The 14,770-nt window shown below is 64.7% G+C and carries 12 protein-coding genes and 1 tRNA gene; 6 read left to right on the forward strand and 7 right to left on the reverse strand.

Annotated features, from left to right (window positions below):
* Positions 1-308 precede the first annotated feature (308 nt).
* The 6 genes from hisD to V3572_RS07050 all read left to right on the forward strand — a co-directional run bounded on the left by hisD (position 309) and on the right by V3572_RS07050 (position 5,967).
* Positions 309-1,619, forward strand: a complete 1,311-nt coding sequence (hisD, locus tag V3572_RS07025) for a histidinol dehydrogenase (protein ID WP_332110272.1) — start codon at positions 309-311, stop codon at positions 1,617-1,619.
* Between the two features lie 38 nt (positions 1,620-1,657).
* Entirely contained in the window at positions 1,658-2,554 is an 897-nt protein-coding gene (locus tag V3572_RS07030) for a phosphoribosylaminoimidazolesuccinocarboxamide synthase (protein ID WP_332110273.1), read from the forward strand.
* 316 nt (positions 2,555-2,870) lie between these two features.
* A tRNA-Arg gene (locus V3572_RS07035) sits at positions 2,871-2,947 on the forward strand.
* 217 nt (positions 2,948-3,164) lie between these two features.
* Entirely contained in the window at positions 3,165-3,341 is a 177-nt protein-coding gene (locus V3572_RS07040) for a hypothetical protein (protein WP_332110274.1), read from the forward strand.
* A gap of 322 nt (positions 3,342-3,663) precedes the next feature.
* Positions 3,664-4,683, forward strand: coding sequence for a Tim44 domain-containing protein (locus V3572_RS07045; RefSeq protein ID WP_332110275.1), 1,020 nt, complete (start codon positions 3,664-3,666; stop codon positions 4,681-4,683).
* 114 nt (positions 4,684-4,797) lie between these two features.
* The gene (locus V3572_RS07050) at positions 4,798-5,967 is read left to right on the forward strand and encodes a TerC family protein (RefSeq protein WP_332110276.1); all 1,170 of its coding nucleotides are present in this window, start codon (positions 4,798-4,800) and stop codon (positions 5,965-5,967) included.
* Between the two features lie 410 nt (positions 5,968-6,377).
* Here V3572_RS07050 and V3572_RS07055 read toward each other — a convergent pair whose 3' ends face one another.
* From V3572_RS07055 to V3572_RS07085, 7 genes are all read right to left on the reverse strand, one after another.
* Complete coding sequence (locus V3572_RS07055; RefSeq protein ID WP_332110277.1) at positions 6,378-7,190, reverse strand: hypothetical protein; 813 nt, start codon at positions 7,188-7,190, stop codon at positions 6,378-6,380.
* A 181-nt stretch (positions 7,191-7,371) separates the two neighbouring features.
* Entirely contained in the window at positions 7,372-9,354 is a 1,983-nt protein-coding gene (acs, locus tag V3572_RS07060; RefSeq protein WP_332110278.1) for an acetate--CoA ligase, read from the reverse strand.
* Positions 9,355-9,635: 281 nt separating this feature from the next.
* Positions 9,636-10,577, reverse strand: a complete 942-nt coding sequence (locus V3572_RS07065; RefSeq protein WP_332110279.1) for a LarC family nickel insertion protein — start codon at positions 10,575-10,577, stop codon at positions 9,636-9,638.
* Positions 10,567-11,223: a nickel pincer cofactor biosynthesis protein LarB gene (gene larB, locus V3572_RS07070; RefSeq protein ID WP_332110280.1), complete on the reverse strand. Its 657-nt coding sequence runs from the start codon at positions 11,221-11,223 to the stop codon at positions 10,567-10,569. The genes V3572_RS07065 and larB overlap by 11 nt, the downstream gene beginning before the upstream one ends.
* Positions 11,220-12,038, reverse strand: a complete 819-nt coding sequence (locus tag V3572_RS07075; protein ID WP_332110281.1) for an ATP-dependent sacrificial sulfur transferase LarE — start codon at positions 12,036-12,038, stop codon at positions 11,220-11,222. The genes larB and V3572_RS07075 overlap by 4 nt, the downstream gene beginning before the upstream one ends.
* Positions 12,039-12,067: 29 nt before the next feature.
* The gene (locus V3572_RS07080) at positions 12,068-13,738 is read right to left on the reverse strand and encodes a 4Fe-4S binding protein (protein ID WP_332110330.1); all 1,671 of its coding nucleotides are present in this window, start codon (positions 13,736-13,738) and stop codon (positions 12,068-12,070) included.
* The gene (locus tag V3572_RS07085; RefSeq protein ID WP_332110282.1) at positions 13,738-14,745 is read right to left on the reverse strand and encodes a DUF362 domain-containing protein; all 1,008 of its coding nucleotides are present in this window, start codon (positions 14,743-14,745) and stop codon (positions 13,738-13,740) included. The genes V3572_RS07080 and V3572_RS07085 overlap by 1 nt, the downstream gene beginning before the upstream one ends.
* Positions 14,746-14,770: the final 25 nt, after the last annotated feature.

Here is a 14,770-nt window from a genome sequence, read left to right on the forward strand (position 1 = left end):
GCCTGGAACGAGGTCGGCATGCCCGCCGTGACGGTGCGCTCCAGGGCGTCGGGCCCCCTGATATCGTTGGCGTTTCCGGAGCAGCTTCGCAGCTCCGGAAACGCCAACGAAAATCCAGGTGGTGCGGAGAACGTGATAGCTCCCAAGCGCGGACGCGAAGCGCGACGAAGCTTTTTGGAGAAGGTCCAGGGAGAACCTTTTTTTCAAAAAAGGTTCTCCCTGGTCGCTACAGGCCGTCCCTCGACATCCCGGGACGTTCTGCGTAAAAAAACGCCCGTTGCAGACGAAAAAGAAAAAACGAGGTCATCATGTCCTGTCCGCTGTTCGTATGTCGCTGTCCGGAGGATTTCGCCCCCGTCCTGGATCGCCTGGCCGCCCGCAACGAGCCGCCGCACGGCGAAATCGCCGAACGCACCGCCGCCATCCTGGCCGACGTGGCCGCACGCGGCGACGCGGCGCTCGTGGACTATACCCGGCGCTTCGATTGCCCGGAGTTCACGGAAGCCATGATCCGCGTGCCCGAGGCCGACATCGCCGCAGCGGCTGAAAGCGTGCCTGCGTCGGACCTGGCCATCATCGCCGAGGCCGCAGACAACATCCGGCGCTTTCATCAGGCCCAGGTCCAGCATTCCTGGTGGATGACCCAGCCCGACGGCACGCTTCTGGGACGCATGGTCACCCCCGTGGACAGCGCCGGGCTCTACGTCCCCGGAGGAGTCGGCGGCGAAACGCCGCTCATCTCCAGCCTGCTCATGAACGCCATCCCGGCCCAGGTGGCTGGCGTAGCGCGCATCGCCGTGGTCTCGCCGCCCCGAAAGGACGGCTCGCTCAATCCCAACATTCTGGCCGCCGCCCATGTCCTCGGGTTGACCGAGGTCTACCGGGTGGGCAGCGCCTGGGCCATCGCCGCCCTGGCCCACGGCACGCGGACCATCGCCCCGGCCGATGTCCTGGCCGGGCCCGGCAACATCTACGTGACCACGGCCAAGCGCCTGCTCGTGGGCACGGTGGGCATCGACATGATCGCCGGACCCAGCGAAATCGTGATCCTGGCCGACGACACGGCCAATCTGGACTGGCTGGCGGCGGACATGCTCTCCCAGGCCGAACACGACCCCCTGGCCGCCTCGGTGTGCCTGACGACCAGCGAACAGATGGCCCAAGCCGTGCGCCGCGCCCTTGAAACGCAGCTTGCCGCCCTGCCCCGCGGCGACATCGCGGCCCGGTCCCTGGCCGATTTCGGGGTCGTGGCCGCCGTGGCCGACCTGGACATGGGGGCCCGACTGGTCAACCGCATGGCCCCCGAGCACCTGGAATTGGCCGTGGCCGACCCCTTCGCGCTGCTGGGAAAAATCCGCCACGCCGGGGCCATCTTCATGGGGCACATGTCGGCGGAGCCCGTGGGCGACTATTTCGCCGGTCCCAACCATGTGTTGCCCACCATGGGCACGGCCCGGTTTTCCTCGGGCCTGTCCGTGGCCGCCTTTTGCAAGGAATCGAGCATCATCTCCGCCTCGCCGGATTTCGTACGGGAACACGGCGCAAAAATCGCCCGGCTGGCCCGCCTCGAAGGCCTGGAGGCCCATGCCCGGTCCATGGAATGCCGTTTTGTGAAATAACGACCCCAAACCGCCCCAAACCGCAAGGACGATCCGCCATGAACGTGGTGACCACCACCGATATCAAGGAATATCCCCTGGCCTCCCGGGGCAAGGTACGCGATATTTACGAGCTGTCCCCCGAGACGCTGCTCATCGTGACCACGGATCGCCTCTCGGCCTTCGACGTGGTGCTGCCCGACCCCATCCCCCACAAGGGCATCATCCTCAACAAAATCACTATCTTCTGGATGAACCGCTTCGCCGGGATGATCGACAACCATCTGCTGGCCACGGACCCCGCCGATTTTCCCGCCGCCCTGGCCCCCTACGCCGACATGTTGCGCGGCCGGGCCGTGGTGGTCAAAAAGGCCAGGCCGCTGCCCATCGAATGCATCGTGCGCGGCTACATCACCGGTTCCGGTTGGAAGGACTACCAGGCCACGGGATCGGTCTGCGGCCACGCCCTGCCCGAGGGCCTTGCGGAATCCGCCATGCTGGCCGAGCCGATTTTTACGCCGTCCACCAAGGCGGACCTGGGCAGCCACGACGAAAACATCACCCTGGCCAAGGCCAAAGACCTGGTCGGCGCCGACATCTTCAACCAGGTGCAGGACATCTCCATCGCCCTCTACTCCGCCGCCCGGGACCACGCCCGGCAGTGCGGCATCCTCATCGCGGACACCAAGTTTGAGTTCGGCCTGACCGACGCGGGGCTTGTGCTCATCGACGAGGTGCTGACCCCCGACTCCTCCCGGTTCTGGCCCGCCGCCGGATACCAGCCCGGACGCGGCCAGCCCAGCTTCGACAAACAGTACGTGCGCGACTGGCTGACGGACATCGGTTTCAACAAGAAACCGCCCGCGCCGCACCTGCCCGAGGACGTCATCGCCCGCACCCGCTCCAAATACATCGAGGCCTACGAATTTCTGACCGGCGCGAAATTCGAGCGTTAGCCCGCCGGGGGGAACCTTTTTTGAAAAAAAGGTTCCCCCCGGACCCCCCGCCAAAAAACTTCGGCGCGCTTCGCGTCCGCGTGCGGGAGAACTTATGCTCTCCGCACCACCTGGATTTTCGTTGGCGTTTCCGGCGAAGCTTCGCTTTGCCGGAAACGCCAACGATATCAGGGGGTCCTGGGGAAATGATTTCCCCCGGGCGGGGTTCGGGGCGGCAGCCCCGACGCCAAGCGTGGTTCGGGTCGGCAGCCCCGACGCAGGGCGAAAGAAAAAACTTGACCGTGCGGGCTGCAGGGTTTAGTTATCCGCTTCTCGCGCGCCCGTAGCTCAGCTGGATAGAGCGCCGGACTACGAATCCGTAGGTCAGAGGTTCGAATCCTCTCGGGCGCACCATAAAAATCAAGGGATCCGTCGAAAGACCGGTCCCTTTTTTTATTCCCGCGCCAACGCCATTTTTGCCGGGCGGGCAGCGGCGCGGGCGTGGCGCCATGGCGGCAAAACGGCAATGCCCTCTTGCCCAGGCGACCGTGATGGCCTACAACGGAAATGCCCTCGAAGACTTTTCCCCTGCCAAACGCCGCCTTCGAGGAATCCACCTGGAAGTAGCCCTATGCTTGAAATCATCATTTATATTTTCGCCTCGATAGCCCTGGTCGTCGCTGCGGTCTTCATGGTCACCCGGCTGCGGCCCGGGTCTAATGATTCCATAGGTTCTTTCGACTTCGGCAAGTTCAAGACCCGCGAAATCAACAAGCGCGGCGTCCACGACAAGACGCGGTGGCATTAGCGTCCCTGGCGGAAAAAGAAACCGGCCGACCCTTCCTCCCCCCCACGGAATCGTGGCGGGCGGCGTTCTCGCTTCGAATCCGCGTGTTTCCCCATCCCGGCAGGCCCCGCCCAGAGCCCTTGACACGGAGAACGAAAAGGTTATTTTGAAACTCCTTGAAGGGGAGTAGCTCTTTCGGGCAAGGTCAACAGCACTGCGCTACCCGGCGCTTGGCCTTGCCGTCGACGCCAGTCGACGAGCGAGACCTTCTGCATGAGCAATCATGCTGGAAGTCTCGTTTTTTATTTGGGGACCTCCAGCAGAAACCAGACTGGAGGCTTCCATGCATCACCATCCGCCATCCCTCGTCAAACCGGCCGCCGATTGGCGGCAAACCGCCGCCCGCCTCGCGACGTTTCTGCGCCGCATCGGCATCCCGCTCCTCGCTTTGTGCCTGCTCCTTGCGGCCGTGGACATGGCCGAGGCCAAGCGCGTCGGCGGCGGCAGATCCTTCGGCAGCCGGGACACCTATTCCAAGCCCTACGACAAGCCGACCGCGCCGGATCGCAACTCCTCAACCTTCAATCAGCAGGCCGCCCCGAACCAGCCGGGCAGCCCGGCGGCCCCAGGCGCGCCCGGCGCCAGACCCGGCTTGTTCGGCGGCATGGGCGGCATGGGCGGCATGTTCGGCGGCCTGCTCATGGGCGGGCTCATCGGCTCGATGCTGTCCGGCGGCGGCATGGGCGGCGGCTTCGGCATCCTGGAGATTCTGCTCCTTGGCGGCGGCGCGTATCTGCTCTTCAGGCTCTTTTTGGGGCGAAAGGCAGCCCCCACGCGGCAGGCCGCGTCCGGCGGCGAGCGTTTCGCCTACGCCACGGGCCCTGGCGGCGCTCCGGACGCCGACCGGGCGCCGGACGGCTGGGGCGCGCTTAACGCCACGCCCCCGGGCCAGGATCGGGTTGAAACGGCCTCATCCCCGGTCATGCCCGCAGGCCTGGACGAGGCCGAGTTTCTGGACGGGGTCAAGGCCCTCTACGCCCGGCTTCAGGCCTCCTGGGACAGGCGCGACCTGGACGACATCCGGCAGTTCACCAGCCCCGAGGTGTTTTCCGAGATCACCCGGCAGGCCCAGGAAGACCCGACCCCGGGCAAGACCGACATCCTCATGGTCGAGGCCCGGGTGCTCGAGGCCGGTTCGCAGGGCGGCCAGACCGTGATCACGGTTTTTTTCGACGTCCTTTTGCGCGAGGACCGGGCGGCTGACGCCCCCAGCCAGGTCCGCGAGGTTTGGCGCATCAGCCGCGACGAAAAGGCCCCCAAGCCGTCCTGGACCCTTGAGGGCATCCAGCAGTTGGCCATGTAAGGCGCGACGCCATCAGAAAAAGCCGGGCCGGGCCGTCACTGACGACGCCCCGGCCCCGGGGCTTCGCCCTTCAAAACGATGAACCGGTTCTCGGAACCGATCCGGAGAGACATTTTGGGAACGGCCTGGATGTGGATAGGATTTAATGTGTTGGTCCTGGCGCTTCTGGCCCTGGACCTCGGCGTGCTGCACCGCAAGGGGCGCGAGATCGGCGTGCGCGAGGCGCTGCTTTTGAGCCTGGGCTATGTGGCTCTGGCCCTTTCCTTCGGCGTCGGCATCTATCATCTGCTCGGGCCGCAGGCCGGGAAGGAATATCTCACCGGCTACCTCATCGAGAAAAGCCTGTCCATCGACAACATCTTCGTGTTCGTGCTGATTTTCCTGCACTTTTCCGTTCCGCGCCGCAGCCAGCACACGGTTTTGTTCTGGGGCATCCTGGGCGCGCTGGTGCTGCGCGGGTCGCTCATCGTGGCCGGGGCGGCGATCCTTAGCGCCTTCCATTGGGTCATCTACGTGTTCGGGGCCTTTTTGGTGTTCACGGGGATCAAGATGCTGGTGACCGTGGGGCAGGAACCGGACATCGCCCAAAACCGCATCAACCGGTTCATGCGCCGCCATTTCCGGGTGACCGGCGGCTTCGAGGGGCAGCGGTTTTTTGTGCGGCGAAACGGACTGACGTACATCACGCCGCTTTTCATCGTGCTGGCGCTGATCGAGATCACGGACGTGGTCTTCGCCCTGGACTCCATCCCGGCCATCTTCGCCATCACCACCGACCCGTTCATCATCTATACCTCCAACGTCTTCGCCATCCTGGGGCTTCGGGCGCTGTATTTCGCCCTGGCCGGCATCATCCACCGCTTCCACTACCTCAAATACGGCCTGTCGCTGGTGCTGGTGCTGGTGGGGGTGAAGATGATCGTGAACGCCTGGTTCGGCGGCAAGGTGATCTCCACGGAACTGGCCCTCTCGGCCACGGCTGGGATCATCGCCCTCTCCGTGCTGGTTTCGATGATGAAGACCCGGGCCACGCCCGGCGCGGAGGAAAAGCGCGAGGCGGCGCGGTGGTGGGTGCCGGGAAGTCCGGCCAAAGCTGAGACTGAGACGGCGGCGGCTGGTGATGCTGCGGCTGATGCTGTGGGTGCGGCTGATGCTGCGGGCGGGGCTGCGGTTGATGCTGGGATTGCGGCCAGGACGACGGCTGCGACTGCGGGTAAGGCGGCTGCGGCCGAAGACGCGACAACGCCCCGGCCCGGGGATACGGACGTGCCGCCGAAGGGTTGATGCGGGCGGGATGTTCTTGCAAACCGCGCGGCACGTCGCAAAGTATGGTCGCGCCGGGCGGTCGCTGCACGCGCCCCCCGGCGCTCCTGACGCGGAACATGCCCATCGCCTGGAAATCGCACAGGGCCACCCCACTCCGGGGCGGCCCTTTTTCATGCCCGAAGCTGTTCCCAGGCCACGCCCATGGCGGCGGCGATCTTTTTCAGCGTTGCCACGCGGGGATGCGCGGCGAGTATACGGCATAAACAGCTTGGCATTATGCGTCATTTTCTCTGAAGATCGCTTCTCGGTCACGGACCCGACGCAGACGCGGATATGGAAGCAGCCTAATCGCTCCCCCGTAGGGGCGGCAGTGTCAGGTAAATACTATCACTGTACATCTGATTAACAATTCTTTTACTGAACAAACTCTATCTTGTATCGACATCCTCTAACCGAGAACTTTTTAACAGGAACACCCTCAAATCAACTTTCGATTGAAAATTTAAACTTTCACTATGGAACTCTGCAACCCCATTTAATATTTTATCAAGCCGATCTTCTCTGTCAGTAACGATTGAAAAAACAAACAAAATATTCCTGTTCAATGGAACCGGAACCCCATCGACAAACTGTTTTGCACGATATACAAAATTATCAATCTTATCCTTAACAGTAGCACCCATACGAGTAAAAAAAATATCTAACACAACAGCTCTATCTTTACCATATGACACAGCATCAAATACAACTTTTGAATTTTCTTTCAAAGCAAGATACCGATCGAAATTTAATCGCATTTCGCGTGATATCTTTTCAATTACGAGATCTTTAACATATATACTATACCCTCGATAACTGACGACAAATGAATTATTGTTTACACTAGACAGGTTTTGAATTTTCTCTGAAAATATTGTACAATCCTCTGATTCAGATGCCACTTCACTTTCATTGTCGAGCTTACTCATCGCATCAATATACGGTCTATGCTGCAGAATATCTTTAAAAATCTCATCATTGCTAAAGTCAGAAGGCGCATACAACACATGATGTTTTAATACCAACACACCGAAAAATAACAATAGAAGAACAATTGGGAAAAACATCAAAAAATATACATATACTAGTTGAGTTTCAAGAGGAATCAAAGGAAGAATGACAGTTCCACTCACTTCTGCCAATGCCGCAAAAATTGCGACAATGGTCAATGGATTACGAATATGCCCAACATGTTCAACCATCACCCACCCCAAAGACCAATATAACCACAATTCATATCAGATATATATACTTATTAATCAAGACAAACGATATGTGTCAAGTAAATCATTTACCATTCTACACGACCAAAAAGGGCCACCCCTCTCGGGGCGGCCCTTCCATTTTTCTTTTCTCCGGCCTTTCGCCGGAACCCACTCGGCGCTAACTCATCAACCGCTTCTTGCCGTCGATAAGCTCCCCAACCACGCTCGGATCGGCCAGGGTCGAGGTATCGCCAAGGCTCTCGGTCTCGTCCGAGGCGATCTTGCGCAGGATGCGCCGCATGATCTTGCCGCTACGGGTCTTGGGCAGCCCCGGCGCGAACTGGATCACCTCCGGCTGCGCGATGGGGCCGATCTCCTTGCGGACATGGACCTTGAGCGCCTTCAAAAGCTCCTCGTCCTCTTCGAAGCCCGCCTTGAGCGTCACATAGGCATAGATGCTCTGGCCCTTGACGTCGTGCGGCATGCCCACCACCGCCGCCTCGGCCACGGTCGGGTGCGACACCAGCGCCGACTCGATCTCGGCCGTGCCCATGCGGTGCCCGGACACGTTGATCACGTCGTCCACGCGGCCCATGATCCAGAAATAGCCGTCCGTGTCCCGGCGCGCGCCGTCGCCGCTCTCGTAGACGCCCTTAAACCCCGCGAAATACTGCTGCTTGAAGCGGGCCGGGTCGCCCCACACCCCGCGCAGCATGCCCGGCCAGGGTTTGCGGATGACCAGAAACCCGCCGTCGCCAAGCGGCGCTTCCTGGCCCTCGGAGTTGACGATGGCCGCATCCACGCCCGGCAGCGGCAGCGTGGCCGACCCGGGCTTGAGCGGCGTGGCGAACGGCAGGGCCGAGATCATGAGCCCGCCGGTCTCGGTCTGCCACCAGGTATCCACGATGGGCAGTTTCCCCTTGCCGATGTGCTCATGGTACCACATCCAGGCCTCGGGGTTGATGGGCTCGCCCACGGACCCCAGCACCCGCAGCGACGACAGGTCGTGGTTCTCGGTCCACTGCGGCCCGGAGCGCATCAGCGACCGGATGACGGTGGGCGCGGTGTAGAAGATGTTGACCCCGAATTTTTCACATATCTGCCAGAAGCGGTCCGGGCCCGGATAGGTGGGCACGCCCTCGAACATAAGCGAGGTGGCCCCAAGCGCCAGCGGCCCGTAGACGATATAGGAATGGCCCGTGACCCAGCCGATGTCCGCCGTACACCAGTGGATGTCGCTCTCATGCACGTCGAAGACCCACTGGGTGGTGTGGGCCACATAGGTCAGGTAGCCGCCGGTGGTGTGGTAGACGCCCTTGGGCTTGCCCGTGGAGCCGCTGGTATACAGGATGAACAGCACGTCCTCGGCGTCCATGTGCTCGGGCTCGCAGTGGGCGGTGATGTCCGGCGCGGCCATCTCTTCGTGCCACCAGGTGTCGCGGCCCTCGACCATCTCCACGGCGTTGCCGCCGTGTTTGAGGACGATGCATTTTTCAACGGTGGGGCATTCCGAAAGCGCCGCGTCGGCGTTTTGCTTCAGAGGTATGGTCTTCCCGGCCCGGATGACGGCGTCGCTGCACACCAGGATCTTGGACTGGCAGTCGTTGATGCGGTCACGCAGGCTGTGGGCGGAAAATCCGGCGAACACGATGCTGTGCGGCGCGCCGATGCGGGCGCAGGCCAGCATGGCGATGGCCAGTTCGGGGACCATGGGCAGATAGAGGCTGACCCGGTCGCCGCGTTTGACGCCCATTTTCTTCAGCACATTGGCGAAGCGGCAGACCTCGTCATGGAGCATCTGGTAGGTGTAGACGCGTACGTCCTTGTCGGCCTCGCCCTGCCAGATGATGGCCGCCTTGTTGCGCCGCCCGTTTTCCAGGTGCCGGTCCAGGCAGTTGTAGGCCACATTGAGCTCGCCGCCCGCGAACCACTTGATTTCGGCGGTGTCGAAGCTCCATTCCAGGGTCTTGTCCCACTTCTTGTACCAGGTCAGAAGCTCGGTGGTCCGGTCGGACCAGAAGCCCTCCGGATCCTCCATGGACCGCTTGTATACCGCGCGGTATTCGTCAAGGCTTTTGATATAGGCGTTTTCCCGTCCGACCATGGGCGGTTCGAACACGCGATCCTCATGCATCATGCTCTCAATTTTCTCCGAAGTCATCGTCTTCCCCCGGTTCCTTGGTTAAAACGCATTGCAAACGTGGGCGGAACCTACACGCCCGGCAAACGAATATCCACGCCTTTTCGGTAAACGGTTCGGATGCGTCGGTTATACGTTGCGCCCGGACCCGGCCGCGCCGTTTACCGGACCATGCCCGCCGTTTACCGTAGCGGTTCACGATCCGCCGGGGCCTTGTCCATGAAATCACAAGAGGCGCGGGCCTGTTCCCGGTGCAGGACATGCCGAAATGCGGTGTCCGGCCACGCCCCGGGCAGGACGGATCAGTCCCGATGCGCGGCGTGGCGGTGCGGCCCGTCCCCGGCATGGCTGTGACCGTGATCGTGGTCATGCTCGTGGCTGTGGCTGTGGCCGTGATCGGGGGCATGGTGTGCGTGATGGTGCATCAGGAGAGGCGGTGTCGCGCCGTCCCCCCTGGGAGCGGGGCATTCGGCGGCCAGGGCGGCGGGCAGGGGGTCGCCCAGAGCGAACATCGCGCCATTGGGCACGCCGGGGATGATCCGGCCGCCGTAGGCCCGAACCTGGCGCATAAGCCGCATGGGCGGCCAGGGGCCGAACTGCGGGGCGAAGGCCCGCAAAAGGGCCGCCGCCGTGGGGGTGACCGTCTCCCCGGCCCCGGGGATGCCGTACACGGGCATGCCCTCAAGCAGGGCCAGGGTGGCCGGGGCGGGCGTGGACAAAAGGCCGTGGGCGCAGGCCACCACCCCGTCGCTTATGGGCAAGGGGCTGCACACGAAGCGCGACGGATCGATCATGGCGAAAAGCTCGGCGGACAGGCACACGTCCAGGATGCTGTCCAGGGCCCCAACCTCGTGGAAGGCCACGTCGTCCACGGCCACGCCGTGCACGGCGGCCTCGGCCCGGGCCAGCTCCCCGAAGGCCGTAAGCGCCAGTTCCCGGCCGCGCGGCGACAGTCGCCCGGCGGCGAGAAGCCCCCGGATGTCGGCCATGGTGGTGTGGGAATGGGTGTGCGGCAGCCGGATGTCGCATCCCACCCCGGCGATGCCGGACACGGATGTGTCCACCACGGCCAACGCGCCGTCCAGTTCGGGCAGCCCAAGCCGCGTGACGACCTCAGCCAGGGCCGGGGCGTCCAGGTCGGCCAGGCGGACAAGCCCGGCCACGAACATGTCTCCGGAAAGCCCGGACGGGGCGCGCACCACCAGCACGGGACCGGCGGCGGCCGCTTGGGCATCATCTTTCATTGAGAAGCCTGATGATCCGGGCCGCGGCGCAGGCCGCGCCGTAGCCGTTGTCGATGTTTTGCACGCACACCCCCGGGGCGCAACTGGCCAGCATGGCGAAAAGCGCGGTTTGCCCGCCCTCGGCCACCCCGTAGCCCACGGAGGTGGGCACGGCGATGATCGGCTTGGGCGTCAGCCCCCCGGCCACCGAGGCCAGGGCGGCGTCCATCCCGGCCGCCACGATGACCGCGTCGTGGCTGTTGATCTCGTCCAGGTTCCGGGCGATGCGCCACAGTCCGGCCACGCCGTTGTCCTCGAAAAGGGTGTTCGGGATGCCCAGGTAGTCCAGGGTCCGGGCGGCCTCATGGGCCACGGGGCCGTCGGACGTCCCGGCCGAGACCACGGCCACCCGGCCCCGGGCCACGGTCGGCAACACGGCGGTATAGGCCGTGCGCGACAGGGCGTGGTAGTCGGCCAGGGCCCGGACCTCCGGGGCCAGGGCCGCAAAGACCTCCGGGGCCAGACGGGTGAACAGGAGCGGCGAGGCCCAGGGGCCGCCGTGCTCCCGCATGAGCCCCTCGATGACCGCCAGGGGCTTGCCCTGGCAAAACACGGTCTCGGGCAGGCCGATGCGCTCCTGGCGGCTGTGGTCGAAAAGAATGCTCATAAGGTGGTATGGAAGGCCCGGCCCCGGGCATAGCCCCGGGGGTCCAGGCCGATGGTTGCGATGTCGGGAAAATGCTCCCGGAACTGGCGGCCAAGCTCGGCCACGGCGGCCTCGATCTCCCCCCGCCGCCCGGCGTCCGAAGCCAGCAGGGACGGGTCCACCTCTATCCGGGCCGTATCGCCGTGGATGCGGCAGCGCACCAGATCGAGCCCCAGGCGGTCGCGCAGGGCGTCCTCGGCAAAGGCTACGGCGGCCAGGCGCTCCCGGGTGATGGGGGTGCCGGTGTGGATGCGGCTGCCCAGGCACGGCGAGGCCGGGGCCTCGGCGAAAAAAAGCCCCAGGGCGCGGGCCATGGCCCGGATGTCGGCCTTGGCCAGGCCCGCCTCCACAAAGGGATGGCGCACGCCGAAATCCTTGGCGGCCAAAAGGCCCGGGCGGTAGTCGGACAGATCGTCCAGATTCGTGCCGCTGGCCACCTCGGCCGCGCCCGTCTCCCGGGCCAGAGCGGAAAGCGTCCGGTACAGGGCGGTCTTGCAGTGGTAGCAGCGGTCCACGGGGTTTTCCAGGTAGCGCGGGTCGCGCATCTCCCCGGCGTCCACCCGCTGCACGGTAAAGCCCTCCAGGCGGGCCGTCTCGTCGAGCCGGGCCGTATCCCCGGCGGGCACGGCCGGACTCGCGGCATGAGCGATCACGGCCCCGGCGCCCAGGGCGCGATGGGCCAGGACGGACAAAAGCAGGCTGTCCACGCCGCCGCTTGCGGCCACCACGCAGGAGCCGTATCCGGCCAGGACGGAGGCGATGTCTGATGTGTTCATGGATTCGTTCGAACTCATGGCCCTCAATCTCAAGGGAGAAATCCCGGCGGCAGATCGCCCCCGCCGTCGGGATCGGGAAACAGCGGCGGCCCGTGCCCGGCATCGGGACGGCGCTTGATGCGCAGGCCCTGGGATTGCCCGGCCTCGCGATATGACCCGGCGGCCAGCCGTAGCGCGCCCATGGGCTCAACCACGATGGCCGGGACGGCGCTCACCGGACAGTGGCGTTCGCACCAGCCGCAGCCCGTGCACTTGTCCTCGATCACATGGGGCACGGCCACGTCAAGGCCCTCGGCCCGACGAAACTCCAGGGCGTTGTACGGACAGACCTCATCGCACACGAGGCATTTCCGGTTGAATTCCCAGGCCAGGCACTTGTGGCGCAACACCTGCGCCGTGCCCGTTTTGGCCCACAACCGCTCGGTCGGGACCAGTCGCCGGATGGCCCCGGTGGGGCATACGTCGCCGCAGGCCGTGCAGTCCGGCTGGCAGCCGCCGCGCCGGGGCACGGCCAGGGGCGAAAACAGCCCGGCCGCCCCCGTGGAAAAAAAGGCCGGTTGCAGCATGTTGGTGGGACAGGCCCGCATGCATGCCCCGCAACGCACGCACCGGGCCAAAAAATCCGGCTCGGGGACCGCCCCGGGCGGCCGCACGGCCGTGGGCGACAGGGGACGTCCGCCGGAATCGTCGGCGGAGACGCCCTCGGAGAGTCCCGTCAGCAGCGCCAGCGCCGTCCCGGCGCCCATGACTCCTGCGGCCAGAAACTCCCGCCGCGACGGCAAAACCGGCGCCCGTGAGGCCGCAGCCCCGGCATGTGGTCCGGTCCAGGGGGTGAACGCGATCACGCCCTCGGGACAGACGCCCAGGCAGGTGCGGCAGACGATGCATTCGGAAAAGACGGTGGTTTTCGGGTCGGCCGGTATGGCCCCCATGGGGCAGGCCCGGCGGCAGGCCCCGCAGCCGGTGCAGCCCTCCCCCACCCGGCGGACGACGAGCCCCGGACGGCGGGAGAAAAGGGCGATGATGGCCCCGGCCGGACAGATGTAACGGCACCAGAAGCGGGGATCGCGCCGGGCCAGAAAAAAAAGCGTCCCGAAAAAGACCGCGATGAACAACTGCCCGACGAAGCGGTGGCTGGGCAGGGTGGCATAGACCAGGGCCTTGGAGTCCAGGACGCGAAGCAATGGGTCGGCCGCCTCCAGGGCGGCGCGTGCCCCTAGCTCCGCCGCTGGCAGAACAAAAAGCCCGTACAGCCGGGTGATCAGAGCGAGGGGCGAGACGAAAAAGACCAGGGACACCCCGGATAAGGCGCTGGCGACGACGCCTGTCAAAACCAGATACTTGATGCGCCGGTGACCGGGGCCGGAGGCTGCGTCGCCGTTACGGGGGGCGCCGGGCCGCCTTTTCCGGCCCGCAAGCCGCCCGGCCGCGTCCAGGGTGGCCCCCATGGGACAGATGTTGCCGCAAAAGGCCCGGCCGAGAACCAGCCCGGACAGGGCCACAACACCGGCCAGCCACAGGGATGCGGCCAGAGCCCGGGCCGCGATGTCCACGCCAAGGACCAGAACCGGATCGAGCCGCAAAAAGAACCGGGCCAGGGTCGCGCCGGGTCCGGTCATCCCGGAATCCCGGGCCAGGGCCCACACGGCGATGACAAAAAGCCCGAGGCTTGCCGTCTGCACGGCCCGTTTGAGAACCATCACACCGCCACACGGCTCTCGCGCAGGTTTTCCACATCCATGCGTCCCAGCCCCCTTTCGTGGGCCAGGGCGATGTGCCTGACCTGCCTGGGCGCAAACCGCCTGCCGTACCATTCGGACAACAGCACGGCCCGGGCGTCGGCGGCCACGGGATCGCGAGAGGCGATGACCGTGTCCAGCACGTCCACCTTGCCCGGCCCGCCGGGACCGTTGGTGGTCAGGACGCGGGTGGCGTCCACCACCGCCAGGGCCGGGCGCAACAGCGAGACCAGATCCACGATGGCCACGTTCAGGTCATGCCGGGAGTGCATGACGCTGCGATCAAAGATGAGCCCCATGAGGTTTTTCATGGACAGGGACACCCCGGCCGAGGAATGGGATTTGGCCACGGGCGCGGAGATGAGCACGTCGGCGTCGAGCACGTCGGCCATGACCCGGGTGGATTTCATGGACACCCCCAGGGGGATGGCCGCCTCACGGTAGAACCGGGCGTCGCCCAGGGCCTGGACCATGCCAGGTTCCACGGATTCGCAGGCGGCGGCCACCCCGGACTGTTCCAGACAGGCCGTGCGGTCGTAGAGGGTGTGGTCCAAGATCATAATCCGGGAGGCCCCGGCCTCGCGGCACATGACGGCCAACTCCCGCACCACCTCGGGATGGGTGGTGGTGGCGGCCTCGGGCGGGTTGGGAAAGGAGATGTTGGGTTTGATGACCACCCGGTCGCCTGGCTTGACGAAGGCCGCCATGCCGCCCAGAAGCTCCACGGCGGCCCGGGTGGCGGCGGCGGGACGTCCCGTGGCCAGGGCGATGTCCGGCCCGGCCTCGGCCAGGGCGTCACGCGGCAGGACGAGATTCCCCACATCAAGGATTCCGGCGGCCCCGGCCGCAAGATACAGCGCCCCACGCATCTGCCGCTTGAGAAACTCCCGGCGGGAGACGGCTCCGTCAGGGCGCGGCAGGCACGAAAATCCATGCCCCGGACCATGGTGTGGAAAACGCACCTTCATGTCGCACGCCTCCTGCGGGCTGCGC

This window comes from Desulfolutivibrio sp. (assembly GCF_036584575.1).
GTDB lineage: Bacteria > Desulfobacterota > Desulfovibrionia > Desulfovibrionales > Desulfovibrionaceae > Desulfolutivibrio.

Excerpts from the sequence above, each read along its gene's own strand:
- V3572_RS07055 (WP_332110277.1), bottom strand. The coding sequence starts at position 7,190 with ATGGTTGAACATGTTGGGCATATTCGTAATCCATTGACCATTGTCGCA.
- larB (WP_332110280.1), bottom strand. The coding sequence starts at position 11,223 with ATGAGCATTCTTTTCGACCACAGCCGCCAGGAGCGCATCGGCCTGCCC.
- V3572_RS07030 (WP_332110273.1), top strand. The coding sequence starts at position 1,658 with ATGAACGTGGTGACCACCACCGATATCAAGGAATATCCCCTGGCCTCC.
- V3572_RS07075 (WP_332110281.1), bottom strand. The coding sequence starts at position 12,038 with ATGAACACATCAGACATCGCCTCCGTCCTGGCCGGATACGGCTCCTGC.
- V3572_RS07085 (WP_332110282.1), bottom strand. The coding sequence starts at position 14,745 with ATGAAGGTGCGTTTTCCACACCATGGTCCGGGGCATGGATTTTCGTGC.
- hisD (WP_332110272.1), top strand. The coding sequence starts at position 309 with ATGTCCTGTCCGCTGTTCGTATGTCGCTGTCCGGAGGATTTCGCCCCC.
- V3572_RS07045 (WP_332110275.1), top strand. The coding sequence starts at position 3,664 with ATGCATCACCATCCGCCATCCCTCGTCAAACCGGCCGCCGATTGGCGG.
- V3572_RS07065 (WP_332110279.1), bottom strand. The coding sequence starts at position 10,577 with ATGAAAGATGATGCCCAAGCGGCCGCCGCCGGTCCCGTGCTGGTGGTG.
- acs (WP_332110278.1), bottom strand. The coding sequence starts at position 9,354 with ATGACTTCGGAGAAAATTGAGAGCATGATGCATGAGGATCGCGTGTTC.
- V3572_RS07040 (WP_332110274.1), top strand. The coding sequence starts at position 3,165 with ATGCTTGAAATCATCATTTATATTTTCGCCTCGATAGCCCTGGTCGTC.
- V3572_RS07080 (WP_332110330.1), bottom strand. The coding sequence starts at position 13,738 with ATGGTTCTCAAACGGGCCGTGCAGACGGCAAGCCTCGGGCTTTTTGTC.